The 16,542-nt window shown below is 56.7% G+C and carries 13 protein-coding genes and 3 tRNA genes; 9 read left to right on the top strand and 7 right to left on the bottom strand.

Translation table 11 applies throughout. The features are described 5' to 3' along the window. The first annotated feature begins 70 nt into the window (after positions 1–70). On the top strand, positions 71–2,383 hold the full coding sequence (locus A7Q00_RS06570) for a TonB-dependent siderophore receptor (protein WP_064089797.1): 2,313 nt from the start codon (positions 71–73) through the stop codon (positions 2,381–2,383). A 111-nt stretch (positions 2,384–2,494) separates the two neighbouring features. Here the strand turns inward: A7Q00_RS06570 and A7Q00_RS06565 are convergent, their stop codons facing one another. Both A7Q00_RS06565 and hemC read right to left on the bottom strand, forming a co-directional pair. Beyond that, positions 2,495–3,298: a tetratricopeptide repeat protein gene (locus A7Q00_RS06565; protein WP_064089796.1), complete on the bottom strand. Its 804-nt coding sequence runs from the start codon at positions 3,296–3,298 to the stop codon at positions 2,495–2,497. Positions 3,299–3,421: 123 nt separating this feature from the next. Next, positions 3,422–4,360, bottom strand: coding sequence for a hydroxymethylbilane synthase (gene hemC, locus A7Q00_RS06560; RefSeq protein WP_064089795.1), 939 nt, complete (start codon positions 4,358–4,360; stop codon positions 3,422–3,424). Positions 4,361–4,487: 127 nt separating this feature from the next. On the opposite strand from hemC, the gene A7Q00_RS06555 reads away from it, so the two are divergent. Then, positions 4,488–4,865, top strand: a complete 378-nt coding sequence (locus A7Q00_RS06555) for a hemerythrin domain-containing protein (RefSeq protein ID WP_064089794.1) — start codon at positions 4,488–4,490, stop codon at positions 4,863–4,865. A gap of 222 nt (positions 4,866–5,087) precedes the next feature. Here the strand turns inward: A7Q00_RS06555 and folD are convergent, their stop codons facing one another. Beyond that, entirely contained in the window at positions 5,088–5,951 is an 864-nt protein-coding gene (gene folD, locus A7Q00_RS06550; RefSeq protein WP_064089822.1) for a bifunctional methylenetetrahydrofolate dehydrogenase/methenyltetrahydrofolate cyclohydrolase FolD, read from the bottom strand. Positions 5,952–6,340: 389 nt separating this feature from the next. On the opposite strand from folD, the gene A7Q00_RS06545 reads away from it, so the two are divergent. From A7Q00_RS06545 to rplI, 7 genes are all read left to right on the top strand, one after another. After that, positions 6,341–6,418, top strand: a tRNA-Pro gene (locus tag A7Q00_RS06545). Positions 6,419–6,456: 38 nt separating this feature from the next. Next, positions 6,457–6,533, top strand: a tRNA-Arg gene (locus A7Q00_RS06540). 11 nt (positions 6,534–6,544) lie between these two features. Further along, positions 6,545–6,620, top strand: a tRNA-His gene (locus A7Q00_RS06535). Between the two features lie 252 nt (positions 6,621–6,872). Next, complete coding sequence (gene rpsF / locus A7Q00_RS06530) at positions 6,873–7,247, top strand: 30S ribosomal protein S6 (protein WP_049259193.1); 375 nt, start codon at positions 6,873–6,875, stop codon at positions 7,245–7,247. A gap of 10 nt (positions 7,248–7,257) precedes the next feature. Continuing rightward, positions 7,258–7,554: a primosomal replication protein N gene (gene priB, locus A7Q00_RS06525; RefSeq protein ID WP_064089793.1), complete on the top strand. Its 297-nt coding sequence runs from the start codon at positions 7,258–7,260 to the stop codon at positions 7,552–7,554. A 5-nt stretch (positions 7,555–7,559) separates the two neighbouring features. Beyond that, positions 7,560–7,790: a 30S ribosomal protein S18 gene (rpsR, locus tag A7Q00_RS06520; RefSeq protein WP_064089792.1), complete on the top strand. Its 231-nt coding sequence runs from the start codon at positions 7,560–7,562 to the stop codon at positions 7,788–7,790. A 19-nt stretch (positions 7,791–7,809) separates the two neighbouring features. Then, positions 7,810–8,262 carry a 50S ribosomal protein L9 gene (rplI, locus tag A7Q00_RS06515; RefSeq protein WP_064089791.1) on the top strand — a complete coding sequence of 151 codons (453 nt, stop codon included), beginning with the start codon at positions 7,810–7,812 and terminating at the stop codon, positions 8,260–8,262. Between the two features lie 463 nt (positions 8,263–8,725). Here rplI and A7Q00_RS06510 read toward each other — a convergent pair whose 3' ends face one another. From A7Q00_RS06510 to A7Q00_RS06490, 4 genes are all read right to left on the bottom strand, one after another. Continuing rightward, entirely contained in the window at positions 8,726–10,759 is a 2,034-nt protein-coding gene (locus A7Q00_RS06510) for a M3 family metallopeptidase (RefSeq protein WP_064089790.1), read from the bottom strand. Positions 10,760–10,986: 227 nt separating this feature from the next. Further along, the gene (locus A7Q00_RS06505) at positions 10,987–11,238 is read right to left on the bottom strand and encodes a hypothetical protein (protein ID WP_064089789.1); all 252 of its coding nucleotides are present in this window, start codon (positions 11,236–11,238) and stop codon (positions 10,987–10,989) included. Between the two features lie 489 nt (positions 11,239–11,727). Then, positions 11,728–13,218, bottom strand: a complete 1,491-nt coding sequence (locus A7Q00_RS06495; RefSeq protein WP_064089787.1) for an efflux transporter outer membrane subunit — start codon at positions 13,216–13,218, stop codon at positions 11,728–11,730. A 61-nt stretch (positions 13,219–13,279) separates the two neighbouring features. Continuing rightward, entirely contained in the window at positions 13,280–16,528 is a 3,249-nt protein-coding gene (locus tag A7Q00_RS06490) for an efflux RND transporter permease subunit (protein ID WP_064089786.1), read from the bottom strand. Positions 16,529–16,542: the final 14 nt, after the last annotated feature.

The raw sequence follows: 16,542 nt of genomic DNA, 5'->3' as shown, positions 1-16,542 counted from the left end.
GAGGAGATTTCCTTTGCCGATAGAATACGAAAATTAAAATAATTTAACCTATTGGTAGGAAATATAAAAAATGAGTTGTTCGAGATTCCGCATGAGCCTGATTGCCTCTATGTTATTAGGTTTCCATACCATGGCGGTTGCCGAGGAAGTTGAAGTGCCTGCGGTGTTGGAAGACATCTATGTGCAGGGGAAAAACCGCAGCACGCGTACTGAAAACCGCGATTCGTTCACCACCTCCGCCATGCGTACCACCACGGGTTTGGCTTTGTCGCCCAAAGAAACGCCGCAGTCGGTCAGCGTCATTACCAAAACTCAGATTGAAGGGCAGGGCATTACCCGTTTGGAAGATGCGCTGAAGGCCACTACGGGTGTTACCGTTGTGCGTGATTCCGACCGCTCGCGCTTCATGTCGCGCGGTTTCTATATCGACCAAATAGAAGAAGACGGCGTTTCTTCCGATGTTTCCAGCTATGTGGGCGAAACCATCCTCAATGCCGAGAGTCAGACCGATTTGTCGGTGTACGACCACATCGAAGTGGTGCGCGGTGCCACCGGTTTGACGCAGGCCAACGGCGAGCCGGGCGGAACCATCAATGCGGTACGCAAACGGCCGACTTCTGCACGGCAGATACAGGGCAGCGTGAGTGCGGGGCGTTTCGACACTTACCGCAGCGAATTGGATGTTTCCGGCAGCCTCAACAGCAGCCGCACAGTGCGCGGCCGTTTGTTGGGCGCATGGGAAAAGGCCGGTTCTTTCATCGACCGCGTCAATAGCCGGCAAAACGTGGTGTACGGCGTGCTTGATTTCGATTTGGGCGAAAAAGCAGTTTGGACGGTGGGCAGCCTGTATCAAAACCGCCATGCGGTGCCGGATGTGTACGGCCTGCCTGCGGGCAGCGAGGATCATCCGCTGCATCTGCCGCGCAATGCTTATTCCGGTGCGCCGTGGAACAACAGCCGCTTCACCAAATTCAATTTATTTTCGGAGCTGCGGTACGATTTCAACGATAACTGGCGGGCTATCGGCTTGGTCGATTATCGCCGCGACACGGCATTTCGGGAGTATGCCGCGCTCAGCAGCGGTCCGAGCTGGCAAAACAGCAGCGGCACCATCTGGGGCAGCGGCAACCGCCTTGCCGACAACAAAACCACGCAATGGACGGCGCAAGGCAAGCTGACCGGCCGCTTTGAGGCATTGGGACGCCAACACGACGTGTTCGCCACATACAGCTACAACAAACGGCGTACCGACTCCGAAACCATGCAGCATTGGAATTTGTGGGCAGACCCGTCCGACTCTTGGAACCAGTTTTGCGCATCGCGCGGCTGGCCGAACTGGTGCGACCCTAACTTGAGCCGAGATTTCCCGCTGGATCCGTTTGACGGTTCCGTTATCCCGCGCCCCGATTGGAGCAAGCTGGCCGATTTGGATTACCGCTTCAACCCCATCCACCGACACACCGAGGAACATACCCGTTCCCATGCCGTCAGTGCCGGTATCCGCTTTAATCCTACCGACAAACTGCACCTGCTGGCCGGTTTCCGCTACACCCGGTGGCGTTATCGGCAAAACACCGATGACATAATCGACCCGGCCAACCCTGCTCCTTTGGAGAGTATGACACGCCGCATTAACCGCAATCGTTTCGTGCCCTATTTGGGTATTACCTGGGATGTAACGCCGCATCACAGCCTGTATGCCAGCTACACCTCGATTTTCAAACCGCAGCTCGAATATAAAGATGCCGGCGGCAACGATTTACCGCCCGTTATCGGCACCAACTACGAAATCGGCTGGAAATCCGCTTGGAACAACAAACGCCTGAACACTGCCGTCGCCTTGTTCCAAATCGATCAGAAAAACCGCGCCGTTTATGGCGGAGATGACGGAATGGGCAACGGCTACTATATCAACACCGGCCGCGTGGTCAGCCGAGGCTTGGATGCGGAAATTTCCGGTAATCTGACCGATAACTGGAAACTGTTTGCCGGCTACACCTACAACGACAGCAAATACCGCAATGATGAAGAAGACTACCAAGCCGGGCAGAGATACAGCCAGCACACGCCGCGCAGTATCTTCAGGCTCTACACCAATTACCGGCTGCCCGGTGCCGCGCACCGATGGAGTATCGGCGCAGGTATGAGCGTGCAAAGCCGCACCGGTAACCTGCACGACCAGCCTAACCTCAAGCAGGGCGGCTACACCTTGTGGCATGCCGATGTGCAATACGCGCCGACCGACCGCATCCGTTTGAGCCTGATTGGCAACAACCTGTCGAATAAGCGTTATTTTGAAAACAACGCCAACCGCAGCAACGGCGCTTATAATTTTTACGGTATGCCGCGCAATATCATGTTCAAACTGAACTGGCGGCTGTAATCCCCTTAATCGGCAATCGGCAGGAGCAGGCCGGATGATAAAATCCTACCTGTACCTGCCGATTTTTTGTTTCAGACGGCCTTCTGCAAAAGAGCCGTCTTAGGCTGGTATTTACTTATCCAGCCGCTTCAACCGTTTGGCGGCATATTTGTTGCCTGCCTCGGCGGCACGGCGGTAGTAGCGGACGGTTTTTTTCAGACGGCCTGCGTCTTCATACAGGATGCCGAGGTTGGATAAGGCAAGGATGCTGCCCGCGCGGGCGGCGAGCTTGTACCATTTCTCCGCCAGTTTTTTGCTGCGGCGCACGCCTTTGCCGTTATGGTAGAGGAAGCCTAGGTTGTTGCAGGCGGTGGCATCAGCCTGCAGGGCGGCGCGGGTGTACCATTTGCGGGCTTTGGTATGGTTTTTGGGCAGGCCGAGGCCTTTTTCGTACAGGTAGCCGAGGGCGCGTTGGGCATCAGCGTGGCCGTTTTTGGCGGCGCGGCGATAGAGTCGATAGGCTGTCTGAATGTCTTTTTTGCCGCCGAGACCTTTTTCATGCAAGTAACCGAGGCGGTAGGCGGCATCGGGGGCGTCGCTGCTGCGTTGGGCGGCGGCGCGGACGTACCATTTGCGGGCGCGGCGGTAGTCGGGCTTTTCGGCAAATTCGTATAGGCAGCCGAGGGCCTCCTGTGCTTCGGCGTGGCCGAGTTTGGCGGCACGTCGGTAGTATTTTTCGGCTTTGGCTCGGTTCGGTTTGACGCCGTAGCCGTACTGGCGGGCGCGGCCGAGGCCGAACCAGCCATCGGGGCAGCCTTTTCTGGCGAGTTGGCGATAGCTGCGATAGGCGGCGCTGGCTTCGGCCGGGTCAGCGGCAAAGGAGGCGCAATAGAGGTATTCGAGCAGGGCGGCGCGGTAGGGGGATTCGGGGTTCATGGTTTCTGCCTTTCTGGATGTTTTCAGGTAGCCTCAAGCACAGGCTACCTGAAAACGTTTGGCGCATTTGTTTTGCTTTTGCTGAAATACTGCCCTGATGCCGTTCGGTTTGATTCCTACTTTTCAGGTAGCCTGCCCGGCCAGCACGGCGGCGATGAGCTCTTGGGCGCCATTGTCGGCCAGTTTTTTGGCAACGGCGCGGCCGAGGGCATCGGCGTATTCGCGCGGGGCTTGGGCTTCTTCTCGCAGGATGACGGAGCCGTCGGGATGGCCGACCAGGCCGTGCAGGGTGAGCAGACCGTCTTGCTCGGTGCAGTAGGCGGCCAGCGGCACTTGGCAGCTGCCGCCCAGCGTGCGGGCAAGGGCGCGTTCGGCGGTAACGCAGGCGGCAGTTTGGGCGTGGTTCAGCGGGGCGAGCAGGGACAGCAGTTCGCTGCGGTGTGCGGCAATTTCGATGCCGAGCGCGCCTTGGCCGGCGGCGGGCAGGCTGTCGGCGGGGGAGAGGGTGTGGCGGATGCGCTGCGTGAGGCCGAGGCGCTTGAGGCCGGCTTTGGCCAGGATGATGGCGGCGTAGTCGCCTCGGTCGAGCTTGGCAAGGCGGGTTTGCACGTTGCCGCGCAAAGGGGCTACCTGAAGCTGCGGAAAACGGGCGCGCAGCTGGGCTTCGCGGCGCAGGCTGGATGTGCCGACAATGGCGCCGGCGGGCAGGTCTTCAAGCCGCCGGTAGTCGTTGGAAACGAAGGCATCAAACGGGCTTTCGCGTTCGCAGATGGCGGCCAGGGTAAAGCCTTCGGGCAATACCATCGGCACGTCTTTAATAGAGTGTACGGCAAGGTCGGCACGGCCGTCGGATAGGGCTTGTTCGAGCTCTTTCACAAACAGGCCTTTGCCGCCGATTTTGGAGAGAGTTTTATCGAGAATGCGGTCGCCTTGGGTGGTGAGGCCGAGGATGGATACTTCGCAGCCGGGGTAGAGCGCACGCAGGCGGGATTGGATGTGTTCGGCCTGCCACATGGCGAGGGCGCTTTCGCGGCTGGCGATAACGAGTTTGTGCGGGGTCATTTCAATTAGGAAAACGGAATGGCAAACGGCGGGCAGTCTATCATGAAACGGCGGTGTGTTTGTGGGCGTTTTGCGCTGCCCGCTATATAATCCGGCTATCGTACAACCACTTCGGGCTACCTGAAAAATGAAACGCCATTCCCTGCTGATTCCGCTGTCGCAAGACCACCACCATTCGCTGGCTATGTGTGCCCGCATCCTGCGCGACCCTGCCGCCGACCACCGTGCCGATTTTGCCAAGCAGAAAGATGATTTGCTGGTGCATTTTACCGAAGAGGAAGCGCTGTTTGCGCCGTGGTGGGACAAATTGGCGCAGCCGGAAATGCAGCGGCGTTTTGAGGAAGAACATGCGCTGTTGCGCCGAATGCTGGCCGCGCCCGAGTTCGACAATCCCGATTGGATGAAGGCTTTTGCCGAAACCCTGCGTGGGCATGCACGTTTTGAAGAGCGCGAGCTGTTTCAGGCGTTTCAGGAAATCTTGGGGGAAGAGGGAGAGGCTACCTGAAAATATAGTGAATTAACAAAAACCAGTACAGCGTTGACTCGTCTTGCCGTAACGTGTGTACTGTCTGCTGCTCGCCGCCTTGTCCTGATTTTTGTTAATCTACTATATTGTGTGGCTTACTCAGCAGAGTTTCAGGTAGCCTTTTGGTGATTAAATCATTTAGAAAAACAAGGGCAAACAGTCGATATGGCTGTTTGCCCTTTATTGTGCACCGATATGCGCCTAGGCTGCCGGTTGGTCGTGCAGGGTGGCTGCGTAGAAGGTGTTTTCCAACAGGGTAGCGATGGTCATCGGGCCTACGCCGCCGGGAACAGGGGTAATCATGGAAGCGCGTTCTTTGGCGGCTTCAAAATCCACGTCACCACAGAGTTTGCCGTCTGCCAGCCGGTTGATACCCACATCCACCACCACGGCGCCGGGTTTAATCCAGCTGCCCTGAACCAGTTTGGGCTTACCCACGCCCACCACCACTATATCGGCTTCAGAAACTTCATGTGCCAAGTTTGCGGTGAAGCGGTGGCATATGGTAACCGTGGCCCCGGCCAGTAGCATTTCCAGTGCCTGCGGGCGGCCGACAATATTGGATGCGCCCACGATCACGGCTTTTTTGCCGCGCAGCTCCACGCCGTAAGTTTCCAATAAGGTCATCACGCCCTTGGGGGTGCATGGGCGCATTAGCGGCATTTTCACGGTCAGGCGGCCAACGTTGTAGGGGTGGAAGCCGTCCACGTCTTTATTAGGCTGGATGCGCTCGATTACCGATTGGCTGTTAATGTGTGCCGGTAAGGGCAGCTGCACCAAAATACCGTCCACATCGGGAGCAGCATTGAGTTCGTCAATCAGTTGCAGCAGCTCTTTTTCGGTAGTGGAGGCCGGCAATTCGTAGGAACGGGAGTCGCAATGAGCCTTTTCGCAGGCAATTTTTTTGTTGTTCACATACACAACACTGGCAGGATCACTGCCAACCAGCAAAACAGCCAAACACGGGGGGCGCAAGCCTTGTTTGCGGCGATCGGCCACTTTGTCGGCAAGTTTCAGCAGACGTTCGTTAGCAACGGCTTTACCATCGAGAATCTGGGCTGTCATGGGCTGTTCCTTTTTTGTCGGGTTGGGTGGGGAAGTAAAACGGATGGGCTGAATGGCTGCATCAGATAAAATCAAGTTATATTTCAATTTATTGATAATAAATAAGAAATAATTCATGCAACAATATATGCTACAGCCGGCGGTTTTGCTGGGGTTTCAATCATAGTTGGCTGGGCGATTATAGCATGTTGCTCATAACACTTTGGGGTTGGTAGGGGCTTTGTCTGTGTAATTTGCTTAATGTATATGCGCCGGTGTTGCGAAGCAGATTGTAATTAACAGATTGTTATTGAACATAAAGCGATAGCCATTCAATCAAACCGATATTTAATTTCGAATTGCCTGCTTGACAGGGCGAAAGCAGTATGAGTAGAATTCGCCTTTCTTATCGGGGCGTAGCGCAGTCTGGTTAGCGCATCTGCTTTGGGAGCAGAGGGTCGTGAGTTCGAATCCCACCGCCCCGACCAAAGTTCTCCGAAAAATTGTGAACGACAGGATAGGTAGAGCGCCCGTAGCTCAACCGGATAGAGCACCCGCCTTCTAAGCGGGCGGTTACAGGTTCGATTCCTGTCGGGCGCGCCAAAAGTTTTATGGTGGCTGTAGCTCAGTTGGTAGAGCCCCGGATTGTGATTCCGGTTGTCGTGGGTTCGAGCCCCATCAGCCACCCCAAATTGAAACCCGTATGCCTCGGCATACGGGTTTTTGTGTCCCAAGCCCAGCGTCAAACCATTGAATCTTCTTTTTTTCAGGTAGCCTGTGTTCATTGTGTGAAATATTGCACATATACCAAGCCACCGCCGCCACACTCTACCCAGCAAATGCTTGCTTACGCTGTATTTTGCCGATATAATGCCGCGTTTTCCACCCCTTGCCCGCTGTTTCCGCATGACGGCGGGCTGTATTTAGCCATAAGGAGATAACATGCGTCATTACGAGATTGTATTCATCGTTCATCCCGACCAGAGCGAGCAAGTGCCCGCCATGGTTGAACGCTACAAAACCTTGATTACCGAGTCTGGCGGCCATATTCACCGCTTGGAAGACTGGGGTCGCCGCCAGTTGGCCTATCCCATCAACAAGCTGCACAAAGCACACTACGTGCTGATGAATATCGAGTGCACCCCGGCTGCCATCGAAGAGCTGGAAACCGGTTTCCGCTTCAACGACGCCGTATTGCGCCACCTGACCATCAAAATGGACGAAGCCGTTACTGAAGCTTCTCCCATGATGAAGGAAGAAAAATCCAAAAACCTGCTGAACGGCCAGCCTCAGGAAGAAGCTGCCGCCGAAGCCTAAGCGTGAGATTTTGAACAATACTGTAAGCCTTACCGCCCGCATCAAAGATGCCGACACCTTGCGCTACACCCCGGCCGGCACAGCCGTATTGGGATTGATGCTAGAGCATGAATCGTGGCAGACCGAAGCAGGCGAACCCTATCTGGCCCGGTTTGAACTCCAGGCGAAATTAATCGGCGAACAGGCAAAACTCTGGCAACACAAAGCAGGCAGTATGGTGGATATATCCGGATTTCTTGCGGCTTACAGCCAAAAATACCGTCGCCCCATATTGCATATACAGACAATTATTGAAAATAAAGGTTGAATGAGATGGCTCGTCAAACATTTAAACGTAGAAAATTCTGCCGCTTTACCGCAGAAGGCATCAAACAAGTAGATTACAAAGCAGTTGATTTGCTGAAAGACTTCATTTCTGAAAACGGCAAAATCATCCCCGCCCGCATTACTGGCACCAAAGCTCACTATCAGCGCCAGCTGTCTGTGGCCGTAAAACGTGCCCGTTTCCTGGCTCTGCTGCCCTACACCGACCAACACAAATAATTAACGGAGAATTTATATTATGCAAATCATTCTGTTAGAAAAAATTGGCGGCTTGGGCAATCTGGGCGATGTAGTAACCGTAAAAAACGGCTATGCCCGCAACTTCCTGATTCCTCAAGGTAAAGCTAAGCGCGCTACCGAAGCTGCTTTGGCCGATTTTGAAGCCCGCCGTGCCGAACTCGAAGCCCGTCAGGCTGAAATCCTGGCCGATGCACAGGCTCGTCAAGCCAAATTGGAAGGCCAAACCATCACCATCGCCCAAAAAGCTGGCGTGGATGGTCGTCTATTCGGCTCTGTAACCAATGCCGACATCGCCGAAGCCATCCGTGCATTTGGTGTGGAAGCTGTTAAAGCTAACGTACGCCTGCCCAATGGCCCGTTTAAAGCAGTTGGCGAATACGCAATCGAAATCGCCCTGCATACCGATGCCGTGGCTAATATTACTGTGGTTGTTGTACCGACCGCAGAATAAGTCTGCATTGTTGTCTGCAGCAACAAAAAGGCTACCTGAATATTTCAGGTAGCCTTTATTTTATGGCTGAGGGATGAAGAAATTTTATAGTGAATTAACAAAAACCAGTACGGCGTTGGCTCGCCTTGCCGTAACGTGTGTACTGTCTGCGGCTCGCCGCCTTGTACTGATTTTTGTTAATCCACTATAATTCGCTACAGTGCTTATGCTCATAAGAAGCTATCCGGCGAGACGGCAATGGAATATGGTGGGGAGCTTAGCGAGACGTTGATTTCTTCATGGTTTCTTTATCCGATGCTATTGCCCTCTGCCGTATTTCTATGCTGCCTATGATTGTAGTTGCCTCTCGATGTCTATTGGGTGCGACTAGAGTTGATGCAACAAACAGGCTACCTGAAAACGAAGCGAGGCGCAGTTTCTGCAACGCTAAAATTTTCAGGTAGCCTTTTCTCTATCCTACGGTTTAGGCAGCATTCAAATCGAAGCCGCTATGGCGGAGTAGGGCATCGATGTTGGGGGCGCGGCCGCGGAAGGCTTGGAAAGATTCGGCGGCGCTGCGCGAGCCGCCTACGGCGAGGATTTCCTGCCAGAAGCGGTGGCCGCATTCGGCCACATTGCCGCTTTCTTCAAATGCGGCGTAGGCATCGGCGCTGAGCACTTCAGCCCAGGCATAGCTGTAGTAGCCGGCCGAGTAGCCGCCGGCGAAGATGTGGCCGAAGCTGTTGGCGAAACGGTTGTAGGCGGGCGGCTGCACCACGGCCACTTCGCGGCGCACGTTGTCCAACACTTGAGCCCAGCTGGCAAGGCGGGCGGGATCGGTTTCGCTGTAAATCAGCATATCGAATAAGGCGAATTCCATCTGGCGCACGAGGAACATGCCGCGTTGGAAGTTCTTGGCGGCGAGCATTTTGTCGAACAATTCCTGCGGTAGCGGTGCGCCGTTGTCTTCGTGTTCGGACATGCCGCGCAGCACATCGTATTCCCACACGAAGTTTTCCATAAACTGACTGGGCAGCTCCACAGCATCCCATTCCACGCCATTGATGCCGCTCACGCCCAATTCGTCCACTTGGGTGAGCAGATGGTGCAGGCCGTGGCCGGTTTCGTGGAAAAGGGTGAGGATTTCGTCATGGGAGAGGCGGGCTTCTTTGCCTGCTGCGGGCGGGGTGAAGTTGCACACCAAATAGGCGGTGGGGCTTTGCAGCTGGCCATTGGGCAGGCGGCGGCGGCCTTTATAGTCGTTCATCCATGCGCCGCCGCGTTTGCCTTCGCGGGCGTACAAATCCATATACACGCCGCCGATGTGCGCGCCGTTTTGCGAGAGCTCGAAATAACGCACGTCGGGGTGCCATACGGGCACGGTTTTTTCGGTGAAATCCACGCCGTAGAGCCGTTTGATTTGGGCGAACAGGCCAAGGAGCACTTTGCTCACGGGAAAGTATTTTTTCACTTCGGTTTCGCTGAACGAATATTTGGCCTGGCGCAGTTTTTCGGAGGCATAGGCCAAATCCCAGGGCTGCGGGTTTTCAATGGCGAGGGTGTCGCGGGCGAAGGCCTGCACAGCGGCAAAATCCTGTTCGGCGAAGGGCTTGGCGCGTTTGGCCAAATCGCGCAGGAAGTCCAGCACTTGCGCGGGCGAATCGGCCATTTTGGTGGCCAGCGAGAGCTCGGCGAAGTTGGCGTAGCCCAGCAGCTTGGCTTCTTGCAGGGTGATTTCCAGGCGGCGGGTGATGTTGGGGCTGTTGTCGAACCGGCCTTCGTTGGAAAGCTCGCTGGCGCGGGTAACGTAGGCGCGGTATACCTCTTCGCGCAGTTCGCGGTTGTCGGCGTATTGCATCACGGCGAGGTAGTGCGGCATTTGCAGGCCGATTTTGTAGCCGCTTTTGCCTTCGGCTTGTGCGGCAGCGGCAAATATGGCCATGGCGTCTTCAGGTAGCCCGGAGAGCGGCTCGGCATTATCGAAATAAAGGGCGAAGGCATCGGTGGCATCAAGCACGTTCTGTGAGAATTTGGCAGCCAGCTGGGCGCCTTCGGTTTGCAGGGCGGCGAATTCGGCCTGCTTTTCGGGCGGCAGCTCGGCACCGCTGAGCACGAAATCGCGCAGGTCATGGTTGAGCTTGGTTTGCTGCGCCGGGCTTAGGGTGGCGAATTCGGGGGAGCTTTTGATGGTTTTGAAGCGCTGGTAGAGCTCGATGTCTTGGCCGATTTCGGTGAAGAATACGGTGATTTCCGGCATCAGCTCGTTATACACGGCGCGCAGTTCGGGGGTGTCGGCCACGGAATTGAGGTGCGATACCACGCCCCAGATGCGGCCGACGCGCTCGGTGATGTCGGTGAGTTTTTCCACGGTATTGGCCCAGGTGGCTTCGCTTTGAGCCTTGACGGCAGCAATGCCGGCCCTGGCTTCGGCAAGGGCGGATTCGAGGGCAGGGCGGATGTGGGCGGTTTGGATTTGGTCGAAACGCGGCTCTTCGCCGAGTTGGAGCAGGGGATTCACGGGTTGTCCTTTTGATGATGGGGGATGATACGGGCAAATAGGGGCGGGGTGGGTTTTCACAAGGGCAGGGGCAGGGTTAATTGGTGTTTTCAGGTAGCCTGGGTTTGAATCGGCTTGAGGCTACCTGAAAATGAACATCCAGCTGTTGCGGGATAGGGCGGTTTGAGTTTGTTGCGCTTAGTCATGCGGTTTCAGGTAGCCTGCGGAAGGGCTGTGTGGCAGATGACTCAATGGGATGCTTGGTGGGCTTTTAGCAGCCGGTAAAACAGTTCTACTGCTTGGGCGTGCTGCTGTGCGGAAATCGGCTGGGATAGAAAATTCGGCCAATCGATATCGGCAGGGCTGAAGCCGTAGACGTAGGCCAGGATCATGTTGGCAAAGCCGGCGGTGGATTCGGCATAGCCCAGTTGTTGGGCAACGAAATTGTGGAAGGATCGAAGGGTGTCGGGTTCGTCGATATGGTGGCAGCGGGTGGCCATGGTGTAGCCGCTGATGAAGTTCAGCAGGCTGGGAAGCGTGGGCGGGTTGATATAGTGGATTAAATTAAAACCAGTACAGCGTTGGCTCGCCTTGCCGTACTATCTGTACTGTCTGCTGCTCGTCGCCTTGTCCTGATTTAAATTTAATTCACTATATATACCGAGCCGGTTTTGCATTTGGAAAAGCAAGGCGGAAAGGGTGTGGGGAAAAGGCATGGTGCGGATTGGGGCTACCTGAAAAGTGGGCAGGATTATAGCCAAAGCGCATTTCACTTCCTGCCGCATGAACCTGTCTCGCGGTGCTGGTGGTGCTGCCTTCGGCTCGGTAGGAAAAATCATGGTTATGGCCAAAGTACCGGTTTCAGGTAGCCCCAAATTTTCAGGTAGCCTTGGTTGCGGTGAATCCGGATAAAAAACTGCCGGCCTTTCCATATATGTGTGGAAGGGTCGGCAGGGCAGGCTACCTGAAAACGTAATCGGGCAGCCGGATTATTTGCTATCGGCAGGGGCGGAAGCAGCTTCTGCAGTGGCTTGGGGCGGCGTTGCCGCTGCGGCCGGGGCGGCTTCGGTGTGTTGCTTGAGGCCGCCGCCGAGGGCTTTATAGAGGTCGGCCAGGTTTTCCAGCATGGAAAGTTGGGTGGCGAGCACGGCGGCATCGGCGGAGTAGCTGCTGCGTTCGGCATCGAGCACTTCCAGCGAGCTGGACACGCCGTGGCGGTAGCGCAGATTAATCAGGCGCAGGCGGTCGTTGTAGGCTTTTTGGGTTTGCACGCGGGCATCGTATTGCTGTTGCAGGGTTTCGCGCGCCACCAAGGCGTTGGATACGTCTTGGAAGGCGGACTGCACGGCTTTTTCATACGCGGCCACGGCCGATTGCTGGCGCAGTTTGGCCACATCCAGGCTGGCGCGCAGGCTGCCCCAGTTGAAAATGGGCACTTTGATGGTGGGGGAGAATACCCAGGTGCGGTTTATGCCGTCGAACAGGCGGTTCATCTCGGTGCTGCCGGTGCCGATGTTGCTGGTGATGCTGATGCTGGGGAAAAAGGCGGCACGGGCGGCGCCGATATTGGCGTTGGCCTGGCGCAGGTTGTGCTCGGCGGCGCGGATATCGGGGCGGTTTTGCAGCAGGTCGGAGGAGAGGCCGGCGGGCAGGCGAGTGATGCGGAACTGCTTGTTCAGCGGCAGGCCGGCGGGCAGGTTGTCGGGCACGGGCTGGTTAATCAGCACGGCCAGGGCGTTGTGTGCCTGCTCGCGGGCGCGCAGGGCGGCAGCGTAGTCGGCTTTGGCCGATTCAATCAGGGCTTCCATTTCGCGCAGGTTGACGGCAGAAATCACGCCGGCGTTGTGCTGGATTTGGTTGAGCCGGTAGGTTTGCTCGCGGGTTTGCAGCACCCGCTGGGCGAGCTTCATGGATTCTTCGGCGTAGCGTTCGTTGAAATAGGCTTTGGCCACGGCGGAAACCAGCGCGAGGTGGGCGGAATCGCGGGCGGCGGCGCTGCTGAAGTAGCCTTGCAGTGCGGCTTGGTTGTTGCTGCGGGCTTTGCCGAACAGGTCGAGCTCGTAGGAGGCGATGCCGAGGCCGACGCTGTAGGATTCGGCAATGTAGGAGCGGCCGGTGGCGCTCAAATCCTGCGCCACGCGGGCACGTTGGCCGGTACCGCTGGCGTTGATGCCGGGCAGGGAGGCGGCGCGGGTGATGGCGTATTGGGCGCGTACCGCTTCGGCATTCAGGGCGGCCATGCGCAGGTCGGGGTTGTTTTGCAGCGCCAGGGTAATCAGGGATTTGAGGCGCGGGTCGGCAAAGTAGTCTTCCCAGCCGGTGTCGGCGGCACGGCTGCTTTGGCTGGCGGCGGTGTCGTAGCGGAAATTGGCGGGCACGTTTACTTCGGGCTGCTGATAGCGCGGCGCAAGGGTGCAGGCGGAAAGCAGCAGGCTGAAGGCGAGGCTGCCGGCAATCGGTTTTAAAACAGTTGTTCTCATGTGCTTGGTCCTTATGGTTTTCAGGTAGCCTCCAATGCGGCAGAGGCTACCTGAAAACGTTTTACTGGTCGTTATGCAGGTCGCGTTTCTCTTCTTCGCTCAGCCCTTGTTCAGCGGCGGCAACGTAGAGTTCGGCCTGCTCGGGGCTGATGTTGGTGTGGGCGGCGGCCATTTCGGTTTCGTGTTGGGACGGTTTAGACAGTTTGCGTACCAACACGTAGAACAGCGGCACCAGGAATACCGACAGCAGTGTACCGACAGACATCCCCCAGAATACGGTGGTGCCGATGGCGCGTTGGCTGGCGGAGCTGGCGCCGGAAGCGATATACAGCGGCACCACGCCCAAGATGAAGGCGAAGGAAGTCATTAGAATCGGGCGGAAGCGCAGGTGAGCGGCAGCCAAGGCCGATTCCATCGCGCTCTTGCCTTGCGCTTGCAGGTCTTTGGCAAATTCGATAATCAGAATCGCGTTTTTCGCGCTCAAGCCGACCACGGTAATCATACCGACCATGAAGTAGATGTCGTTGAAGAACACCTCTCGGATGTGGAATACGCCGTTGAATAGGTTGCGGCCGAACACGCCCACCACCACACCGAGGAAGCCCAAGGGAGCAACCAGAATCACGGCGGCGGGAATCGACCAGCTTTCATACAGGGCGGCCAGCACGAGGAAGGTGGCCAGCAATACGAAGCCGTAGAGCATGGTGCGCTGGGAAGAGCCGCTGGCCTGTTGGCGTGATTCGCCCGCCCATTCCACGCTGTAGCCGTCCATCTGCGACACGATGCGCTCCACTTCGGCCATGGCGTCGCCGCTGGAGAAGCCGGATTTGACCGCGCCGCTGATCGACATGGCGGGATAGCCGTTGAAACGGGTGCTCTGCTCCATACCGGTTTCCCACGAGGCACTGACCACGGTGGAAAGCGGCACGGCCACGCCTTGGCCGTTGGGCACGGTCATGGCCAGAATCTGCTCGGCCTGCATACGGGACTGGGGCACAGCCTGCACGTACACTTTTTGCAGGCGGCCGCTATTGGGGAAGTCGTTCACATACGCCCCGCCCAATGCGGAACCCAAGGTGCTGCGGATGGAAGACATGCTGATGCCTTGTGCGGCGGCGGCGGCACGGTCGATGGTGAGCTTAAGCTGCGGCGCATCTTCCAAACCGGCGGCGCGAGTGTCGCCGAACATTGGGTTTTTACGCATTTCGGCAATCAGCTTGTTGCGTGCTTCCACCAAGGCTTGGTGGCCGCGGCTGTTGCGGTCTTGCAGGTAGAACTCCAAACCGCCGTTACCCAGCTCGCGGATGGGCGGCGGATTCACGGCAATGGCGAAACCGTCGCGGATCAGGCCGCTGGCCATGAATGCGCCGGTGAGTTTTTGGGTGATGCTGGCGGCATCTTCGCCCGGGCCTTTACGCTCGTCCCAGTTTTTCAAAATCACAAAGCCCATGGCCATGTTCTGACCGCTACCTGAAAAACTGAAGCCGGATACGGTAAACACGTCTTTCACGCCGGGTGTATTTTGGGCAATCTGCTCCACGGCCAGCAGGGTTTGGTCGGTACGCTCTTTGGTGGCGCCGGCGGGCAGCTGGATGCTGACCATCAGGTTACCTTGGTCTTCCGACGGCAGGAAGGAAGACGGGATGCGGGTGTAGAGCAGGCCGGCAGCGGCCACCAGCGCCAAGTACACAATCAGCATACGGCCGGCACGGTGCAGCAGGGCGGCCACCCAGCCTTCGTAGCGCTTGTTGCCGGCGGTGAATTTGCGGTTGAACCAGCCGAAGAAGCCGGTTTTTTCCTCGTGATGCCCTTTCTCAATCGGTTTGAGCAGCGAGGCGCACAAGGCCGGTGTGAGCGATAGGGCGAGGAAGGCGGAGAAGGCGATGGAGATCACCATGGTGATGGCAAACTGCTGGTAGATTTTGCCGGTAGCACCGCTGAACATGGCCAGCGGTACGAACACGGAAATCAACACAGCGGTAATGCCGACCACGGCGCCGGAAATCTGCCCCATGGCTTTATGCGTGGCTTCACGCGGCGGCAGCCCTTCTTCCGACATGATGCGTTCCACGTTTTCCACCACCACAATGGCGTCGTCCACCACAATACCGATTACCAGCACCATGGCAAACATTGTGAGCACGTTGATTGACATGCCAAAATAGTAAATACCGGCAAAGCCGCCCAAGAGCGAAATCGGCACCACGATGGTGGGAATCAGGGTATAGCGGATGTTTTGCAGGAACACAAACATCACAATGAACACCAATACCATGGCTTCCACCAAGGTGTGTACCACTTGTTCGATGGAGATTTCCACAAAGGTGGAGGTATCGTACGGGGCGCTCCAGGTAACATCGCCGGGGAAATACTGCTCCAATTTGGCCATGCGTTCTTTTACCAGCGCGGCAGTGGCGGTGGCGTTGCCACTGTTGGACAGCATCACGGCCATGCCGACGGTGGGTTTGCCGTTGAGGCGGGTACTGGCGGAGTAGTCTTCCGAACCCAGCTCGATTTTGGCCACATCGCGCAGATAAACGTTGGCACCGTTTGTGTTGCTGCGCAGGATGATGTTGCCGAACTCTTCCGGCGTGCTGAGCTGGCCGTCGGCAGTGATGGTGGCGGTAATGGTTTGCCCCTGGCTGGCCGGCAGCGAGCCGAGCGAACCGGCGGAAATTTGCACGTTTTGCGCGCTGATGGCAGAGGAAACGTCGGCAAAAGAGAGGTTGAAGTTTTGTAGTTTCTGCGGGTCTACCCAAATACGCATGGCGCGTTCTGCTGCAAACAGACGCACTGCGCCCACGCCTTCAACACGCTGCAATTCGGGCACGATGTTGCGTTTGGCGTAGTCGGCCATTTCTTCCAAATCTTGGGTTTGCGAAGAGAGTGCCACCACCATCAGGAAGTTGGAGCGGGATTTGGATACGTTCACACCGTATTGCTGTACGGTGGCGGGCAGGCTGGACAACACTTCGTTCAGTTTGTTGTTCACTTCCAGCTGCGCCACGTTTTCATCGGTATCGGGAGTGAAGGTGAGGGTAACGCTACCTGAACCGCTAGAGTCGGCGGAAGTGGACATATAGTCCAAGCCTTCCACGCCGTTCATATTGCGTTCGATTACTGCCAACACACTGTCTTCCATCACCTGGGCGGAAGCGCCGGGGTAGGTGGCGGTCAGGTTGAACGTGGGCGCGGCAACAGACGGATATTGCGATACCGGCAGTTTTCGGATGGCCAGCACGCCCGCCAAAATAATGAAGAGAGAGATAACCCATGCGAACACGGGCCGGTCGATAAAGAATTTAGCCATTTACACACGCCCCT

This window comes from Eikenella halliae (assembly GCF_001648475.1).
Lineage (GTDB): Bacteria > Pseudomonadota > Gammaproteobacteria > Burkholderiales > Neisseriaceae > Eikenella > Eikenella halliae.
This window is presented reverse-complemented; position numbering and strand designations above follow the sequence as displayed.

Bases quoted from the DNA above. Each gene is read 5' to 3' on its own strand.
- rplI (WP_064089791.1), top strand. From the start codon at position 7,810: ATGCAAATCATTCTGTTAGAAAAAATTGGCGGCTTGGGCAATCTGGGC.
- hemC (WP_064089795.1), bottom strand. From the start codon at position 4,360: ATGACCCCGCACAAACTCGTTATCGCCAGCCGCGAAAGCGCCCTCGCC.
- A7Q00_RS06555 (WP_064089794.1), top strand. From the start codon at position 4,488: ATGAAACGCCATTCCCTGCTGATTCCGCTGTCGCAAGACCACCACCAT.
- A7Q00_RS06495 (WP_064089787.1), bottom strand. From the start codon at position 13,218: ATGAGAACAACTGTTTTAAAACCGATTGCCGGCAGCCTCGCCTTCAGC.
- folD (WP_064089822.1), bottom strand. From the start codon at position 5,951: ATGACAGCCCAGATTCTCGATGGTAAAGCCGTTGCTAACGAACGTCTG.
- rpsR (WP_064089792.1), top strand. From the start codon at position 7,560: ATGGCTCGTCAAACATTTAAACGTAGAAAATTCTGCCGCTTTACCGCA.
- A7Q00_RS06505 (WP_064089789.1), bottom strand. From the start codon at position 11,238: ATGGCCACCCGCTGCCACCATATCGACGAACCCGACACCCTTCGATCC.
- A7Q00_RS06565 (WP_064089796.1), bottom strand. From the start codon at position 3,298: ATGAACCCCGAATCCCCCTACCGCGCCGCCCTGCTCGAATACCTCTAT.
- A7Q00_RS06570 (WP_064089797.1), top strand. From the start codon at position 71: ATGAGTTGTTCGAGATTCCGCATGAGCCTGATTGCCTCTATGTTATTA.
- A7Q00_RS06490 (WP_064089786.1), bottom strand. From the start codon at position 16,528: ATGGCTAAATTCTTTATCGACCGGCCCGTGTTCGCATGGGTTATCTCT.
- rpsF (WP_049259193.1), top strand. From the start codon at position 6,873: ATGCGTCATTACGAGATTGTATTCATCGTTCATCCCGACCAGAGCGAG.